At 59.9% G+C, this 16,719-nt stretch carries 17 protein-coding genes; 10 read left to right on the top strand and 7 right to left on the bottom strand.

What is annotated here, in order from left to right:
* Window positions 1–25: 25 nt before the first annotated feature.
* Together ACIGEK_RS10735 and ACIGEK_RS10730 are read left to right on the top strand one after the other, a co-directional pair.
* Complete coding sequence (locus ACIGEK_RS10735) at window positions 26–3,205, top strand: efflux RND transporter permease subunit (RefSeq protein ID WP_397493319.1); 3,180 nt, start codon at window positions 26–28, stop codon at window positions 3,203–3,205.
* Window positions 3,202–4,605 (top strand): efflux transporter outer membrane subunit, encoded by a 1,404-nt coding sequence (locus tag ACIGEK_RS10730; protein WP_397493318.1) that lies wholly within the window; start codon window positions 3,202–3,204, stop codon window positions 4,603–4,605. The genes ACIGEK_RS10735 and ACIGEK_RS10730 overlap by 4 nt, the downstream gene beginning before the upstream one ends.
* Window positions 4,606–4,689: 84 nt before the next feature.
* On the opposite strand, the gene ACIGEK_RS10725 is transcribed toward ACIGEK_RS10730, so the two are convergent.
* The 5 genes from ACIGEK_RS10725 to ACIGEK_RS10705 all read right to left on the bottom strand — a co-directional run bounded on the left by ACIGEK_RS10725 (window position 4,690) and on the right by ACIGEK_RS10705 (window position 6,725).
* Window positions 4,690–5,031, bottom strand: a complete 342-nt coding sequence (locus ACIGEK_RS10725; RefSeq protein ID WP_397493317.1) for a YciI family protein — start codon at window positions 5,029–5,031, stop codon at window positions 4,690–4,692.
* A gap of 20 nt (window positions 5,032–5,051) precedes the next feature.
* Window positions 5,052–5,522: a hypothetical protein gene (locus ACIGEK_RS10720; RefSeq protein ID WP_397493316.1), complete on the bottom strand. Its 471-nt coding sequence runs from the start codon at window positions 5,520–5,522 to the stop codon at window positions 5,052–5,054.
* A gap of 72 nt (window positions 5,523–5,594) precedes the next feature.
* The gene (locus tag ACIGEK_RS10715) at window positions 5,595–6,149 is read right to left on the bottom strand and encodes a YdeI/OmpD-associated family protein (protein WP_397493315.1); all 555 of its coding nucleotides are present in this window, start codon (window positions 6,147–6,149) and stop codon (window positions 5,595–5,597) included.
* A gap of 53 nt (window positions 6,150–6,202) precedes the next feature.
* Window positions 6,203–6,421 (bottom strand): DUF6500 family protein, encoded by a 219-nt coding sequence (locus tag ACIGEK_RS10710; protein ID WP_397493314.1) that lies wholly within the window; start codon window positions 6,419–6,421, stop codon window positions 6,203–6,205.
* 28 nt (window positions 6,422–6,449) lie between these two features.
* Window positions 6,450–6,725 carry a hypothetical protein gene (locus ACIGEK_RS10705; RefSeq protein ID WP_397493313.1) on the bottom strand — a complete coding sequence of 92 codons (276 nt, stop codon included), beginning with the start codon at window positions 6,723–6,725 and terminating at the stop codon, window positions 6,450–6,452.
* Between the two features lie 333 nt (window positions 6,726–7,058).
* Between ACIGEK_RS10705 and ACIGEK_RS10700 the strand changes: the two genes are divergently transcribed.
* From ACIGEK_RS10700 to ACIGEK_RS10685, 4 genes are all read left to right on the top strand, one after another.
* Window positions 7,059–7,583, top strand: coding sequence for a transporter suffix domain-containing protein (locus ACIGEK_RS10700; protein WP_397493312.1), 525 nt, complete (start codon window positions 7,059–7,061; stop codon window positions 7,581–7,583).
* Window positions 7,584–7,676: 93 nt separating this feature from the next.
* Window positions 7,677–8,819: an HlyD family secretion protein gene (locus tag ACIGEK_RS10695; RefSeq protein ID WP_397493311.1), complete on the top strand. Its 1,143-nt coding sequence runs from the start codon at window positions 7,677–7,679 to the stop codon at window positions 8,817–8,819.
* Complete coding sequence (locus ACIGEK_RS10690) at window positions 8,809–9,852, top strand: DUF2955 domain-containing protein (RefSeq protein WP_397493310.1); 1,044 nt, start codon at window positions 8,809–8,811, stop codon at window positions 9,850–9,852. The genes ACIGEK_RS10695 and ACIGEK_RS10690 overlap by 11 nt, the downstream gene beginning before the upstream one ends.
* 33 nt (window positions 9,853–9,885) lie before the next feature.
* Window positions 9,886–10,230 (top strand): hypothetical protein, encoded by a 345-nt coding sequence (locus ACIGEK_RS10685; protein WP_397493309.1) that lies wholly within the window; start codon window positions 9,886–9,888, stop codon window positions 10,228–10,230.
* Window positions 10,231–10,237: 7 nt separating this feature from the next.
* On the opposite strand, the gene ACIGEK_RS10680 is transcribed toward ACIGEK_RS10685, so the two are convergent.
* On the bottom strand, window positions 10,238–11,569 hold the full coding sequence (locus tag ACIGEK_RS10680) for an ATP-binding protein (RefSeq protein ID WP_397493308.1): 1,332 nt from the start codon (window positions 11,567–11,569) through the stop codon (window positions 10,238–10,240).
* Window positions 11,566–12,261 (bottom strand): response regulator, encoded by a 696-nt coding sequence (locus ACIGEK_RS10675; protein ID WP_397493307.1) that lies wholly within the window; start codon window positions 12,259–12,261, stop codon window positions 11,566–11,568. Before ACIGEK_RS10675 ends, ACIGEK_RS10680 begins: the two co-directional genes overlap by 4 nt.
* 256 nt (window positions 12,262–12,517) lie before the next feature.
* Here ACIGEK_RS10675 and dsbD point away from each other — a divergent pair, with 256 nt between their 5' ends.
* The 4 genes from dsbD to ACIGEK_RS10655 all read left to right on the top strand — a co-directional run bounded on the left by dsbD (window position 12,518) and on the right by ACIGEK_RS10655 (window position 16,647).
* Window positions 12,518–14,197 carry a protein-disulfide reductase DsbD gene (gene dsbD, locus ACIGEK_RS10670; protein ID WP_397493997.1) on the top strand — a complete coding sequence of 560 codons (1,680 nt, stop codon included), beginning with the start codon at window positions 12,518–12,520 and terminating at the stop codon, window positions 14,195–14,197.
* Complete coding sequence (locus ACIGEK_RS10665; RefSeq protein WP_397493306.1) at window positions 14,197–15,006, top strand: prolipoprotein diacylglyceryl transferase family protein; 810 nt, start codon at window positions 14,197–14,199, stop codon at window positions 15,004–15,006. Before dsbD ends, ACIGEK_RS10665 begins: the two co-directional genes overlap by 1 nt.
* A 29-nt stretch (window positions 15,007–15,035) precedes the next feature.
* Window positions 15,036–15,779 (top strand): thiol:disulfide interchange protein DsbG, encoded by a 744-nt coding sequence (gene dsbG, locus ACIGEK_RS10660; protein WP_397493996.1) that lies wholly within the window; start codon window positions 15,036–15,038, stop codon window positions 15,777–15,779.
* Window positions 15,780–15,897: 118 nt separating this feature from the next.
* Window positions 15,898–16,647, top strand: coding sequence for a 3-oxoacyl-ACP reductase family protein (locus ACIGEK_RS10655; RefSeq protein WP_397493305.1), 750 nt, complete (start codon window positions 15,898–15,900; stop codon window positions 16,645–16,647).
* Window positions 16,648–16,719 lie beyond the last annotated feature (72 nt).

Raw genomic sequence — 16,719 nt, 5'->3', positions numbered from 1 at the left:
ACGCTGTTATATAGGTAAAACGACGATGAATTTCTCGCAATTCTTTATTCAGCGGCCGATCTTCGCCGCGGTGTTGTCACTGCTGATCCTGATCGGTGGTGCCATTTCGCTGTTCCAGCTACCGATCAGCGAATACCCGGAAGTGGTACCGCCTACTGTGGTTGTGCGCGCCACCTTCCCCGGTGCTAACCCCAAGGTGATCGGTGAAACCGTCGCCTCGCCACTCGAGCAGGCAATTACCGGTGTGGAAGGCATGCTCTATATGTCATCCCAGGGTACGGCCGACGGCAAGATGACCCTGACTCTGACTTTCGCCCTTGGCACTGATCTGGACAAGGCCCAAGTGCAGGTGCAGAACCGCGTCACCCGTACCATGCCGACCCTGCCTACTGAGGTACAGCGTCTCGGCGTGACGGTCGACAAGGCCTCGCCGGACCTGACCATGGTTGTGCACTTGACCTCGCCCGACGACCGCTACGACATGCTGTATCTGTCCAACTACGCCGCGCTGAATATCAAGGATGAGCTGGCGCGCCTGGATGGTATCGGCGATGTACAGCTTTTCGGCCTGGGCAACTACTCGCTGCGTGTGTGGCTGGATCCAAACAAGGTCGCTTCGCGCAACCTGACTGCAGCAGATGTGGTCAACGCCATCCGTGAGCAAAACCGTCAGGTGGCTGCCGGCTCGCTCGGTGCGCCGCCGTCGGACGCGGGAAACAGCTTTCAGCTGTCGATCAATACTCAGGGCCGTCTGGTCACTGAGGAAGAGTTCGAAAACATCATCATCCGCGCCGGTGAAAACGGCGAAATCACTCGCCTGAAAGACATCGCGCGGATCGAACTGGGCTCCAGCCAGTACGCCCTACGCTCCTTGTTGAACAATAAACCCGCAGTCGCTATCCCGGTCTTCCAGCGCCCCGGTTCCAACGCCATCGAGATTTCCGATGCGGTGCGTGAGCGCATGGCTGAGCTGAAGCAGAGTTTCCCGCAGGGCGTGGACTACGAAATCGTCTATGACCCAACCATCTTCGTGCGCGGCTCCATCGAGGCGGTGGTACATACCCTGCTCGAAGCCATCATCCTGGTGGTGCTGGTAGTGATTCTGTTCCTGCAAACCTGGCGCGCGTCGATTATTCCGCTGGCCGCGGTACCGGTATCGCTGATCGGCACCTTCGCCGTAATGCATATGTTTGGCTTCTCGCTCAACGCGCTTTCGCTGTTCGGCCTGGTGCTGGCCATCGGCATCGTGGTGGACGACGCCATCGTTGTGGTGGAAAACGTAGAACGTAATATCGGCCTGGGCAAAACCCCGGTGGAAGCCACCAAGCAGGCGATGAAGGAAGTCACCGGCCCCATCGTTGCCACGGCCCTGGTGCTGTGTGCGGTGTTTATTCCCACTGCCTTTATTTCCGGGCTTAGCGGACAGTTCTATCAGCAGTTTGCGCTGACTATTGCCATCTCCACGGTGATCTCGGCCTTCAACTCGCTGACCCTGTCCCCTGCCCTGGCCGCCGTGTTGCTGAAAAGCCACGACGCACCGAAGGATCGCTTCTCCAAACTGCTCGATAAACTGTTCGGTGGCTGGTTGTTCAAGCCGTTCAACCGCGTATTCGACCGCGCCAGCCATGGCTATGTCGGCACCGTGAAGCGCGTGCTGCGCGGCAGTGGCATCGCTCTGATCGTCTATGCCGGGCTGATGGGCCTGACTTACCTGGGCTTTGCCACTACACCAAGCGGTTTCGTACCGGCGCAGGACAAGCAATATCTGGTGGCCTTCGCCCAGCTGCCGGATGCGGCGACCCTGGACCGCACCGAAGACGTGATCAAGAAGATGTCGGAAATCGCCGGCAAGCACCCCGGAGTGGAAAACACCGTGGCCTTCCCTGGCCTGTCGATCAACGGCTTCACCAACAGCCCGAACAGCGGCATCGTCTTTACGCCACTGAAGCCGTTCGATGAGCGCAGTGATCCCTCGATGAGCGCAACAGCGATTGCGGCCGAGTTGAATGCGCAGTTCAGCGAGATTCAGGATGCCTATATCGCCATCTTCCCACCACCACCAGTGCAGGGCCTGGGCACCATCGGCGGCTTCCGCCTGCAGGTGCAGGACCGTGGCAACTTGGGTTACGACGAGCTGTATGTGCAAACCCAGAACGTCATCGCCAAGGCCCGCGCGCTGCCGGAGCTGGACCCGATGTCGGTGTTCACCAGCTACCAGGTGAATGTGCCGCAGATCGATGCTGCAATCGACCGCGAAAAGGCCAAGACCCACGGCGTGGCGATCAGCGACATCTTCGACACCATGCAGATTTACCTGGGCTCGCTGTACGCCAACGACTTCAACCGTTTTGGCCGTACCTATCAGGTCAACGTGCAAGCCGAACAACAGTTCCGCCTGGAACCGGAGCAGATCGGTCAGCTCAAGGTGCGCAACAACCGTGGCGAAATGGTCCCGCTGTCAGCTTTCCTCAAGGTCAGTGCCAGCTCAGGTCCGGATCGGGTGATGCATTACAACGGCTTCCTCACCGCCGAAATCAACGGCGCGGCAGCCCCGGGCTATAGCTCCGGCCAGGCCGAGGCAGCGATGGCAAAACTGCTCAAGGAAGAACTGCCCAACGGCATGAGCTTCGAGTGGACCGACCTGACCTACCAACAGATCCTCGCCGGTAACAGCGCGATCTTCGTCTTCCCGCTCTGCGTACTGCTGGCCTTCCTGGTATTGGCCGCTCAGTACGAAAGCTGGAGCCTGCCGCTGGCGGTGATCCTGATCGTGCCGATGACCCTGCTGTCGGCCATTACCGGGGTCATCCTGGCTGGTGGCGACAACAACATCTTTACCCAGATCGGACTGATCGTACTGGTGGGGTTGGCCTGTAAGAACGCCATCCTGATCGTCGAGTTCGCCAAGGAAAAACAGGAAGAAGGCATGGACCGCGTCAGCGCCGTATTGGAAGCCTGCCGCTTGCGTCTGCGGCCGATTCTGATGACCAGCTTCGCCTTCATTATGGGCGTGGTGCCACTGGTGCTGTCCTCGGGTGCCGGTGCGGAAATGCGTCACGCCATGGGCGTTGCGGTATTCAGCGGCATGCTTGGGGTGACCTTCTTCGGCCTGCTGCTGACCCCGCTGTTCTATGTGCTGATCCGTGCCTTTGTGGAGAAGCGCGAAGCGAAGAAAGTGGCTCGTTTGCAGGAGGTGCAGGCATGAAAACATTCAATGCCAAGCCCCTGGCCATCAGCCTGCTGAGCTTTGCGCTGACAGCCTGTGCTGTCGGCCCAGACTACCAGGCACCGCAAACGGAGGCCGCCCAGCTGAGCGCAACACAAAGCAGCAACTACGATCGTTCGCGCTTCGAAGTCAGTTGGTGGCAGCAGTTCGATGACCCAACCCTTAACCAGTTGGTGCAACAGTCCCTGCAGGAAAACCGCCAGCTACGCGTGGCCTTTGCCCGCCTGCGTGCGGCCCAAGCTATCCGTGATGACCTTGGCAACGACCAGTTGCCGACCATCACCAGCCGCGCCAGTGGTGAGTTTGGCAAAGCCCAGCAACCGGGCGTAACCGAGCAGCGCGTGCGCGGCGAGCGTTATGACCTGGGTCTGGACATGCTTTGGGAGCTGGATCTGTTTGGCCGCATTCAGCGCCAACTGGAAGCCAGCGACGCCGAATTGGACGTCGCCGAAGCCGACTATCGGCAACTGCAAGTCAGCCTGATCGCCGAGCTGGTGGATGCCTACGGCAGCCTGCGCGGCGCGCAACTGCGCGAACGCATTGCCCGCGACAACCTGAAAAACCAGCAGGAATCCCGCGCCATTACCGAGCAACTGCGTGAGGCCGGCGTTGGTAGTCAGCTGGATGTGCTACGCAGCGATGCGCGTCTAGCCGGCACCGAAGCCAGCCTGCCGCAACTACAGGCCGAACAGCAGCGCGCCAAGCACCGCATCGCCACCCTGCTCGGCCAACGCCCGGACCAATTGAGTGTGGATCTCTCTGCTCAGGACCTACCTGCAATTGCCAAAGCACTACCGGTTGGCGACCCCGCCGAGTTACTGCGCCGCCGCCCGGATATCCGTGCGGCCGAACGGCAGCTGGCCGCCGCCACCGCCAATATCGGTGTGGCCACGGCAGACTTGTTCCCACGGGTGAGTTTGTCCGGTTTCCTCGGCTTTACCGCCGGGCGTGGCTCGCAGCTGGGTTCATCTGCGGCGCAAGCCTGGGGCCTGGCACCGACTATCAGTTGGGCAGCGTTTGATCTGGGCAGCGTGCGTGCACGTCTACGCGGGGCCGAAGCCGAAGCCGATGGTGCGCTGGCCAATTATGAGCAACAAGTGCTGCTAGCCCTGGAAGAATCCGCCAACGCCTTTAGCGATTACGGTAAACGCCAGCAGCGGCTACTGGCCCTGCTACGCCAATCCGACGCAAGCCGCGCCGCAGCCGAACAAGCCCGCGTGCGCTACCGCGAAGGTGAAGTGGACTTCCTCATATTGCTCGACGCCGAACGTGAACGCCTAAGCGCTGAAGACGCCCAGGCCCAGGCGGAAGTCGATCTGTATCGCGGCATCGTCGCCATCTACAAAGCCCTCGGCGGCGGGTGGCAGCCTAACGCCTAGAACCTGTTTGCAGACTCTCCCCCGGTTGGCTTGCCAACCCCTTCCCGCTCCACGGCAGTTGCTCCTTGCCGTGGGGCTTTTTTATTAGTGAAACGGCCGCACCTCAACCGGTGCCCGGCAGGCAATGGCGGCCTTGCGTCCCCACTCCAGCGCCTCACCCAAATCAGCGGTTTCCAGCACCCAGAAACCGCCCACGTGCTCATTAGTTTTCAGGTATGGCCCGTCGCTAATAAACACCTCGCCATTGGGCTGCGTTCGTAGCGATTTCGCACTGCGCGCCGCGTGCAGACCTCCGACGAAAACCCGGACGCCAGCAGCTACCATCTCGTCATTAAGCACGTCGATATCGCGGGTCATTGCATCGTCTTCGGCTACGAGCGGGTCGTAGTTGTCGGGATGATGTATAGCAACCAGATACTGCGCCATAACGCCTCCTGCAACGGGCTTTAGTCGCGGTTAGCGCGTTCAACGCCGTGTCGTACGCGCTCTTGTGTCATGAATGAGCGTAATCCGCCGAGCGCCATTGCAAACAGCAGCGCAAACCCAAGATTGAGCAGCGCGTTTTGCCAGAAGCCTGAGAGCAGCGAATAGGCAGTGTCTGGGATAAACCACGCGATTAACGAAACAACGAACATCCACCACGCGTCTTTGCTGCCTCTGCGCACCGGGCCAAGCGCAAGAAACATAAGCACAGCACCCCAGCCAAACATCACCGAGCCCAAAACTGCATGGACAAGGCTGATATAAGCCACAGCCTCAGGGCCAAATGTATTGAGGTGTGCAGTCGATGCATAAACCAGCAGGCTGAACCCTTGCAGGGTAAAGCCCGGAATAACCACAAGCACAAGCCCAAACAACATAAGCCCTGCGGTGGCTGCAACGAGCAAACGCCAGCATAAAGTCTGATTACTGTTCAAGGCATGCTCCATGCGGCGAATTCTGTGATGAAATTGGTGAGTTCCATACAACTTCCGAACGCCATGTCCAATTTATAAATCTGCGGCGTCGGGCGCACGGAAGGCCTTACTGTAGTAGCCCGACTGGTCGAAGCAGCAAACATGCTTCTTGCCGGATGAAAGCATATCGCAGGCATCACTAATTCGTTTGGCACGAGTCTTAAGTTGCTTGGCTGAAGTAATCCAATGTATCCAGTCCAATCGTGCGATGGTCGTCGTATCGGTCCAAACCTTATGAGCCTCAGGCATGGCTGCCAGCGCCTCCTGAAAATCAGCTGGAATGTCAGGTTCTGGCTCCTGCTTCACAGGAGTTAGCTCTAGAGTGACGATATCCCCAACAGTCACGCCCGCGGCTTCGTGTAACGCTCTACTTACCTGTAACCAATGGCTCAGCTGACCATCAGGCTCAAGAGTCGCCTGAAAATGATGCCCATTAATTGTGCCTTCAACTGTCGTTTTTCCTCGCCTTGGCAGCTTTTCACTCACATCTTTCGGCAGGACTACGAACGCCCACGAAATATCACTACCAAGCTGCACCGGGCGATGAAGCTTTGCCTCAAATCGGGATTTCGCATCGGCTTTACTCATTGCCACTCCGCCCAACATTTGCGCTTGGTTAAACTGGCTGTTGACTGAATTAATCAGAGTCCTGATTCAGCCATTGACTTTATTTTTGCAGCCTTCTCGAAATGATCAAGCTTGTGGGTTTCTATCCACCATCTTGCGGCTTCCATAAGAAGCTCTGGATCATCATTTTTATTTGCGAAGAACGCGTAAAAAGAAACACCAACAGCCTCACCCTTGGCAATTATCTTCTTTGTACAAACACCGATGATTTTATTTCTTAGCTCTTGCCGCATTAACTTGAACTACCTTTTGCTTAACGTTTTAACTGAACAGGCCAGCTATTGCACTCGCTATGCCTTCTATAACTGCTACAACTCCGTCGATCATGGCCTCGAAGGTTCCGATTACTACCTCCAGAGTGCCTTCGTCGCTTTGGACAAGAGGTGCAGCTGCTCCGGCAATGGAAACAGCTATAGCTGCCATAGCAACAGAGTGGAAGCCCACAATGACAATGTAAGCTGCAGCCCCCATAAGCAAGGCCGCACAAAGTGAATTAAAGCCCCTCAGCAATTTTGATCTTTCTACTTTCTTTTTCATTTGCGAACCCGTTATAGCTGGATAAAACGTGTTGAATATACATAACGTTTGATTAAGGGATGGGTTTTAGTCCGTGCTTTTGCCGCAACACTGTAGTAGTCCTCAAACAATTGCGCCGTAGCATCAGCCCAAACCGTGACAATGCCAAGGCTCGGTCTAAGCACGCTATAACAAACGTCCTCCCCTAAAAACGCTCAGCAAACCGGCGATGCACAGGCATCGAGCAACCCCGCGCAATAACGCTGCGCCACGCTGGTTTTGTGCTAGATATTTAGCTGATGGTTTTGGGGGCTTTAGGCCAATAACAATAATCGCAAGGGACGGTACGCGCACATGACTACAGAGCAGAACACAGCCCAGCCCAAGTCCGCCCATTGGCGGTTCAAGTTGGGCATCGCGATTATCTGTTTGATTCCGGCTTTGTGGCTTCTGGTGCCGCTGGCGGCGGCAGCGGATGTGCCGGGGTCCAAGGTGGCGGCGCTCTCGGGGGCCCTGTTTATCCTTAATAAAATTCTCTTGCTGCTGGTCATCGCCGTCATGGGCAAGGCCGGCTTCCAGGAGTTGAAGCAGCATATCTATGGCTACATGTCTTCGATGGTGCCAAGCAGCGATGATGAGATTAGCCCGATGCGCCATCGCATAGGTTTGGTGATGTTCTGCCTGCCGCTGCTTTCATCCTTTCTCGAACCCTATATCGATGCTGTAGCCCCAGGCTTGCGGCCTAATAACTGGGTGCTGCAGATGCTCGGCGATGCCATGTTGATCGGCAGCTTCTTTGTGCTGGGCGGCAATTTCTGGGAGAAGCTGCGCGCGTTGTTTATTCGTACCGCGCGGGTCACCAGCCAGGACCCTGCCTGAACCTGACCGACCTGAAGTCCCGCGCCAGGCGCGCGGACCTCACACTGCCTAGCAACCCTTTGCGGTTACTACATCAGCCTTACGGAAATCTATATGTCTGAAGCATTAGAGCAGCCCGACAGCACTCCCCCGCCGCCTACCGAAACGCCGGCCACCGCCCCCGCTGAAAGCCCCGCTCAGCCGTCTAGTCCGTTGCGGCGTGTTGCGTTGATCGTGGTGTTGGTGGCCGCCGTACTATTTGCTTTGTCCGTCCTGATGGAGCGCATCACCCCTTCCACCTCGCAGGCCGTGGTGCAAGGATATGTGGTGCAAATGGCCTCTGAGGTGGGCGGTCGCGTAGTGGAAATCGCGGTGCTCGATAACGCGCGAGTAAAAGCTGGGCAGCTGCTTTTTCGCATCGATCCGCAGCCCTACAAGATTGCCGTTGCTGAAGCCGAGGCACGCCTTGAGCAAACAGGCCAGGCCTTGGGGGCCAACACCGCATCGGTGGATGCGGCCCAGGCTCAGCTCGTTTCGGCCCGCGCCCAGCGCGACAATGTGCGTGAGCAAGCGCGCCGGGTAATGCAGCTGGTTGAACGCGGCGTATATGCGCGGGCACGGCTGGATGAAGCCACCGCATCGCTGAGTTCCGCCGAGGCTGCCGTGGTCAAGGCGCAGGCAGACTTGCAGCGCGCACGTCAGGAGCTGGGGCCAACCGGTATGGATAACCCGCAGTTCAAGCAGGCACTCGCGCAACTTGAGAAGGCCCGACTTGATCTGGTGCGCACGGAAATTACCGCCCCGGCCGACGGGGTGATCACCAATCTACAGCTCGCCGTGGGCCAGGTGATTAGCGCTAGTCAGCCTGCGCTGACTTTTATCGACACCGGTACCGTATGGGTTTCTGCGGCTTTTAAAGAAAACAGCCTGGAGCATGTACAGGCCGATGACACCGCTGAGCTGGTGTTCGACGTGTTGCCCGGACGCATTTTCAATGCCCGGGTCGAGAGCGTTGGCTGGGGCGTGGCAACGGAAGGCAGCAGTTCTTCTACCCTGCCTTCGGTGCGCAACGAGAGCGGCTGGGTACGCGACCCGCAACGCTTCCCCGTGCGCTTGGTAGTGATGGAACCTTACCCGAAAGGCCTGCGCTACGGCTCACAGGTCACGGTAGTGATTTACACCGGCGATAACCCGCTGGCGAATATTTTCGGCGTAATCACCGCGCGGCTTGTGGCCCTGCTGACCTATGTCAACTGAGACCGCGGCCGGCATACCCCCGTCAATCGATCTGGCGCGCGCCAAGCGTCAGGGCTTGCGTGTGGCCCTGGCGGTGACGTTGGGCTTCAGCGTGGGGCTGCTGAACGGTAGCGTGCTGCCCTTTCTCGCACCGTTGTTCGCCACCCAGTTTCTGCTGGCAAGCTACAGCCCACCCGGCTTGCGCCAGGGGTTGGGTACGGTGTTGCTGATCTTTATTGTCGGCGCGCTGCTGATCTTCCTCACTGGCCTGCTCGGTGACCGGCCGTTGGTGCTGCTGCCGCTGCTGTGGCTGTGCTACTTCACCTGCTTTTTCGCTCAGGGGCGTCAGGTGGGCGGCGCGGGACCGGCGTTGATGCTGGTGATCGCCATCGTGGTGCCGCTGCTCGACATCCTACAGCGTGATCTCGGTGAATCGATTGTGGCGATTCTGGCCAAAGCGGTCAGTGTCGGTCTGCTGCTGACCTGGGGCGCTCACGCGGTATTCCCGGACACGGGTACGGCAGATGCCAACGCCGATCCGCCGTCACGCCTTGACCCTGGCAGGGTGACACGCCAGGCAATGGTCAGCGGCGCAATCCTGCTGGGGATGGTTGCGCTGTGTTTGATTGATCCGCGCCTGGCCACGGCGATGGTCATACCGATCACCGTCGCCTCATTGCTCAGCCAGCTTGAGCTGACCATGAGCCAGCGAGCCGCCGTCGGGCTGATCGCGCTCAACCTGCTGGGCGGGGTTGCTGCATCCCAGGCGTTTACCTTGATCGAGATGAAACCCACCCTCTGGCTGATAACCCTCACTGTGCTGCTGGTAAGCCTGCTGTTTGCCGGCAAGGCAGTAATGGGCACGACAACGGGCAAGGTATTTGGCGGCGGGCTGACGACCTTTCTGATTCTCTTTGGCCTTGGCGTTTCACCATTGCCAGGTGAAACGCCGGAGTTGTTTTCCACGCGAATTGCCTATGTGCTTTTCGCGATTGTGTATGCCTTGTGCATGGCAAGCCTGTTCTGGCCCAAGCCGCGCAACGCCAGCCACTAATTACTGTACTGCTGCTAATTCAGGTGCCGTTATATGCGCAAGCTCTGGAGCAAGTACCTGGCGCTGTTGGATGCAGACTTAAGCGCCAAAATCTTCGACAACATCAAAAATCTGTTGGTCTGCGCGCTGTTGTTTGCCGCCGGCACCGATGCATTGCGAGGCGACCATCAGATTTTTATGGGGCTTTGGGGCTCAACACTCGCCGGTTGGGGGCTGATCATCGTATCGGCGCTTCTGCTGCTACTTAACATCAGCGACGCCCTGCACCGCCTGGCCAAACTGCGCCATCACGTGGTGCTGCAGGTCTTTATGTTCCTGCTTTATCTGATTCTGGCTGTGCGTGTAGTGGAAATAGTCTGGAGCTTCAGGACTGTATAGCGCCCCACTACACCTCACCGGCCGCACGGGTAACGACCAGCAAGCTCACGCAGAACCCATTGCCCGTATTGGCAAACTCAAGCTTGCAGCCACAGCGCTCAGCGATGGCCTTGACGATGGAAAGCCCCAGGCCGCTGCCTTCGCCCGTGGAGTTGCGCCAGAAGCGTTCAGTCAGTTGGGCGAGCTTGTCCGCAGCCACGCCAGGCCCGGAGTCGCGCACGCTGAAACAGACCTTATCCCCACGCATTTGCACGCTCAGGCTGACGGTAGTACCGGGCGGGGTATGCCGTTGGGCGTTGTCCAGCAGGTTGCGCAAGGCAGCAATCGCCAGGGTTGGCGGCATATCCAGCAAGCGTTGGGCGCTGGCGTCGAGCAGTTGCAGTTCGATGGCTGGCTGAGCTTGTTGCTGGGCGTCGCCAATAGCCATCTGCGCCACTTGCTCGGCGCTGTATTGCTGGTTTTCGTCAAACGGCAGGCGGCCCTCCACACGGGCCAGGAGCAGCAACTGCTCCAGGGTCTGATGCAGGCGGTCGGCACCTGTTTCGGCGTTCGCCAGTGCCTGGCGGGCGGTTTCACCTTCGGTCATGCCGGCCACTTGCAGGTGGGTCTTGATCGCAGTCAGCGGGCTGCGCAGTTCATGGGCGGCATCGTCGGTCAGTCGGCGTTCACACTCGATAGCCTGGGCGATACGCTGAAACAGCTGGTTCTGGGTTGTCACCAACGGTTGCAGCTCTCGGGGCAGACCTTCGATTTGCAGCGGCTCGATGCAGTCGGCACGACGCTGGGCCAGCGCCTGGCGGATGCGCTGCAGAGGCGATAACTCACGGCTGAGGCCAAACCAGAGCACCAATAGGCTGCCGACCAGGGCCAGCAGCACCGGAGCGGCGGCAGCCAGTAGGATGGAACGTTTGAGTGTGTCGCGTTCATCCAGACGGTCTGCCGTGGTTACGCGCATGTCGCCTTCAACCAGGGTGAAGGTGCGCCAGGTGAGATCACCAATGGTGCGCTCATGGAAACCGCTTCCTACCACGCCCAACGAGCTGTCCGGTGCGGCGCGGCTGCTGGCGAGAATCTCGCCGCGCACCGAGCTGATCTGACAGGCGATGCCTTCGGGAATACCCAACTGCTCGGTGCTGAGCGGTGTACTGCCCTCCCCCTGTTGCGGTGGCGGCAGCTGGGCGAGCAATCCTGCGACCATACGCGCTGATGAGGCCAGGCGCTGATCGAGTGAAAGGGTCAACTGATTACGCAGATCGAACAGCATCCACACGGCGGCCAGCGACCAGAGCAGCACAAAGGCCGAGCCGAGAATCAGGGTCAGGCGCAGACGCAAACTCATTGGACGTTGCTCTCGTCAGGGGTGGTTGCATGCCCGGCCGGCCCCAGGCGGTAGCCCAGGCCGCGTACCGTCTCGACGATGCTGTTGCCCAGCTTGCGTCGCAGGTGGTGGATATGCACGTTGAGGGCGTTGCTTTCGACCTCACCATCGAGGCCATAAACCGCATCCTTGAGCTGTTCGCCGCTGAGCACTCGGCCTGAGCTCTGCAACAGCGCCTGCAGCAATACTTGCTCACGGCGCGACAGGTCGACCGGCTGCTCATGCAAAAACGCCTGGCAGGCTACTGGGTCGTAACGCAGCGGGCCATGCTCGATCTGCGGCGTGGCGCGTCCGGCGGCGCGGCGCAGCAAGGCATGCAGGCGCGCGGCGAGTTCGCGCAGATCGAAGGGTTTGACCAAGTAGTCGTCGGCACCCTCCTGCAGCCCTGACACGCGGTCGGCAACCGAGTCACGGGCGGTCAGCAGCAACACGGGCAACGCCATACCGCGCTGACGCAGGCGGCGCAGCAGGCTCAGACCGTCTTCGTCCGGCAGGCCCAGATCCAGCACCAGTGCGTCGAACTGCACTGTGCGCAGCAGCGCCTCAGCCTCGGCCGCAGTCGCGGCGTGCATCACGCGAAAGCCCTGGGCGGTGAGCCCGGCCACGACGCCACTGGCGATCAGGGCGTTGTCTTCAGTCAGCAATATGTACATGAAACCAGTCCGTGGAGGATTTTGAAGTATCCGTTGTCAGGATTAAGCCGCCGTTATCGCGGGGCACGAAATGATAACCGCCGACTGCAATTTGCGCCGATTATCACATCGTTAATCCTGACTTAACCGCCAACTGCGATGCTCTGCGCCTCGACATTCACAGACGTGGTTATGCATGCGCACGCTTCTACTGTTCTCTCTGATGTGGGCCTGGCTACTGCAGCCGGTACAGGCTTCCAGCTTTTAAACTAGCCCACTGCTGACGGGTAACAGCCAGCAGGCGGACTTCCTCCCCGCCGAGCAGGCGTTCGAGCTTAGCGTCGAGCCTCAGGCCAATGGCGAAACCCTGCTGCGCTGGGATATTGCCCCCGGCTACTACCTCTATCAGCACCGCCTGCAGTTCAGCGGTCTGCCCACCGGGGTTAAGCCCGAGCTGCCGCCAGGGCTGCCGTATAGCGATGAGTTCTTCGGTGACTCGCAGATCTACCGTGACCGCCTGGAGCTGATCCTGCCTGCTGGTAACACCGGTAGCATCCAGATTGGCTGGCAAGGCTGCGCCGACGCAGGGCTCTGTTACCCACCGCAGACCCAGCAGATTGATCTGTCCGGCAAGGGCGCATTGAGCGAACCGGGCACATCCCTGGCTGAAGACCAGGCTCTGGTTGGCGGCCTGCAGAACCAGACTCTGGCCTTGAGCCTGCTGGTGTTCTTCGGCTTGGGCCTGCTGCTGGCATTTGCTCCCTGCTCGTTGCCGATGCTGCCGATTCTCGCCGGTATTGTGGTTGGCAGCGGTGCATCGCCGCGTCGCGGTTTGGCACTGGCCTCGGCCTATGTGGTGAGCATGGCGCTGGTGTATGCCGCGCTGGGCGTGGTCGCTGCACTGATGGGCGCCAACCTGCAAGGCCTGTTGCAGCAACCTTGGTTGTTGGCCAGCTTCGCTGCGCTGTTCGTGCTGCTGGCCTTGCCGATGTTCGGCCTGTTCGAGTTGCAGCTGCCGGCGGCCCTGCGTGACCGTCTGGAAAACGCCGGCCGTAAGCAGCAAGGTGGCAGCCTGATGGGTGCCAGCATGCTCGGTCTGTTCTCCGGCCTGCTGGTCGGCCCGTGCATGACCGCGCCGCTGGCCGCCGCCCTGCTGTATATCGCGCAGAGTGGCGACGCGCTGCACGGTGGTCTGGTGCTGTTTGCTCTGGGCCTGGGTATCGGTACGCCGCTGGTGTTGCTGGTGACCCTAGGCAACCGCTTCCTGCCGAAACCGGGCGCGTGGATGGACCGGGTCAAGGTGGTGTTTGGTTTCCTGTTCCTGGTGACCGCATTGCTGGTGATCCGCCCGCTGCTGGACGAATCGATCTGGCTGGGCCTGTGGGGTGCGCTGCTGATTCTGCTGGCCAGTGCCCTGCTGCAACTGGCGCGTCAGGTGCAGCAGCACACCAGCCTGAGCAAGGCCGCAGGTGCACTGCTGGGGCTCTGGGGCATGACGATGCTGCTGGGTGCCGCAGGTGGTGCCAGCGACCCGCTGCAGCCGCTCAAAGTGTTCACCGGTACCGCTGTTGCCGCTGCACCGAGCGAGCAGCACTTCATCGACCTGAACGAGCCGGCCGCGCTGGAGCGCGAGCTGGCCGCCGCCAAGGCCGAGGGCCAGTGGGTGCTGGTGGATTACTACGCGGACTGGTGTGTGTCGTGCAAAGTCATGGAGAAAACCGTGTTCGGTAACCCCGAGGTGCAGGCCAGCCTGCAGGGCGTTCGCGTACTGCGCCCAGACGTAACCGAGAGCAACGCGGCAAGCCGCGCGCTGCTCAGCCGCTTTGAAGTGCTGGGCCCGCCCACTCTGCTGTGGATCGGCCCGAATGGTGAGGAGCGCCGCTCGCAGCGCATCACCGGCGCGGTGGATGCCGAGCAGTTTCTGCAGATATGGACGACTACCCAGGAGCGTGGTTGATGTTAACGATCAATATCGGGCCGCTGGCCCTCAGCACTGCCCATGTGTTGTTGCTGCTCAGCCTGCTGCTGGCGACGTTTACAGGCTGGTACGTCGGCCGGCGCAGCGCGGTAAACCCCGAGAAACAGCTGTTTCGCTTGCTGCTGGTGGCCATGCTAGTCGCCCGAGTGGCGTTCGTGGCGGTCTATTTCGAGCACTACCGCGAGCAACCTTGGCAGATGTTGGATATCCGTGACGGCGGCTTTATCGCCTGGCCAGGTTTGTTGGCAGCCCTGCTGCTGGGTACCTGGCTAGCCTTGCGCACGCCAACTATTAGAACCTCGCTGGCAAGCGCACTGGCTGTCGGCGTACTGAGCTGGGGCCTAGGCAGCCTGACCCTGCATGGCCTGGAGCAAGGCACGCGTTTGCCAGAGCTTTCTTTCAGGGACAGTAACGGTGCCACGGTGGCGCTTGAGGACTATGTCGGCAAGCCACTTGTGGTCAACCTCTGGGCCACCTGGTGCCCGCCCTGCCGCCGCGAAATGCCGGTACTGGCCGAGGCGCAACGCGATAACCCGGAGCTGACCATCCTCTTCGTCAACCAGGGCGAAGGCCAGGGTGTAGTCAACCAGTACCTGGAGGCCGAATCCCTGGGGTTGGACAACGTACTGCTCGACAGCGGCGGTCGCCTGGGTCAGCACGTCGGCTCCATGGCCCTACCCAGCACGCTGTTCTACGACGCCGAAGGCCGCCAGGTTAGCAGCCACCTGGGTGAGCTCTCCCGCGCCAGTCTGGCTCGTGCGCTTGAAGTATTTAACAAGGAACAATAACCGTGAAAAAACTGATCAATCTCCCCGTAATGCTTTCAGCATTAACCATGCTGACCGTGCCTCTATTGCACGCCGAGGATTGGCCAGCTCCGATCAAAGCAGTCGAAGCGCGCGGTGCCGAAATCATCCAGCGCTTCGATGCCCCGAGTGGCCTGCAAGGCTATGCCGCCCGCTACAACGGCCAGGGCGTCGCCCTTTATCTAACGGAGGATGGCCAGCACGTACTGGTCGGCAGCCTGCTCAATGCCAAGGGTGAAGACCTCTCGCAGCAGCCGCTGGACAAGCTGGTGTACGAGCCACTGGCCAAGGCAATGCTCGGCAAACTGGAGCGCAGCACCTGGATCGCCGACGGCAGCGCCAAGGCCCCGCGCATCATCTATATGTTCTCCGACCCCAACTGCCCGTACTGCACCATGTTCTGGAAGCAGGCGCGACCCTGGGTCGAGGCCGGTGATGTACAGATCCGTCACGTGATGGTCGGCATGCTGCGCCAGGACAGCGTCGAGAAGGCCGCTGCCCTGCTCAATGCCAAGGATCAGCAAGCGGCGCTGCATGAGCATGAGTCCGCCGGCAAAGCCAGCAAGCTAAAAGGCTTGAAGAAAATTCCAGCGGCGATTCAACAGCAGCTCGACAGCAACCTTGGCCTGATGGCGGAGATGGGCGTAGCGGCTACTCCGGCGATTTTTTACCCGGACGAAAGCGGCCAACTGCGCCAGCAGCGCGGTGCGCCAAGTCCCGATGTCCTCAAACAGATCATGGGGCCGCGCTCCTGATCGCAACATCGCGCACTGAGCGGTTTCGGTCGATAATCCGAGCCCCAGGCGCGTGGCAATAGATTGCTCACACCTTAGTCAGACCAACTGACTTAATTTTTTGTAAAGGAGATACACCATGACAACTACCCAAACGCTGCAAGGCAAAGTGGCTTTCATCCAGGGCGGTTCGCGCGGTATCGGCGCGGCCATCGTCAAGCGTCTGGCCGCTGAAGGAGCGGCAGTGGCATTCACCTTTGTGTCCTCCGCCGAGCGGGCCAATGCCCTGGCCAGTGAAGTCACTAGCGCTGGCGGCAAGGCCCTCGCACTCAAGGCCGACAGTGCCGACGCAGCAGCCGTGCAACAGGCTATTCGCACTGCGGTCGAGCACTTCGGCGGCCTGGACATTCTGGTTAACAACGCCGGTGTACTGGCCTGGGGTAGTACCGAAGAGCTGACCCTGGAACAGCTGGATCACACTATGGCGGTCAACGTGCGCAGCGTGTTCGTCGCCAGCCAGGAAGCCGCCAAACACATGACCGACGGCGGGCGCATCATCAACATCGGCAGCACCAACGCCGAGCGCATCCCGGTGGCCGGTGGCGCAATCTACGCTATGAGCAAATCGGCGCTGGTCGGCCTGGCTAAAGGCATGGCCCGCGACCTGGGCCCACGCAACATCACCGTGAACAACGTACAGCCCGGCCCAGTGGACACCGAGATGAACCCAGCCGATGGCGAGGGTGCCGAATTCCTGAAAGGCCTGATGGCGCTGGATCGCTTCGGTAAGGCAGGTGAAATCGCCGGCTTTGTCGCCTACCTGGCCGGCCCGGAAGCGGGTTACATCACCGGGGCCAGCTTGATGATTGATGGCGGTTTTTCGGCCTAACCCCTGACTGAAACAAGGGCATGTGCGATTCGTCACATGCCCCGATCAACTGGCGAAGCCTTCGGAAAACTC

Source organism: Pseudomonas sp. NPDC079086, from assembly GCF_044542155.1.
GTDB lineage: Bacteria > Pseudomonadota > Gammaproteobacteria > Pseudomonadales > Pseudomonadaceae > Aquipseudomonas.
This window is presented reverse-complemented; position numbering and strand designations above follow the sequence as displayed.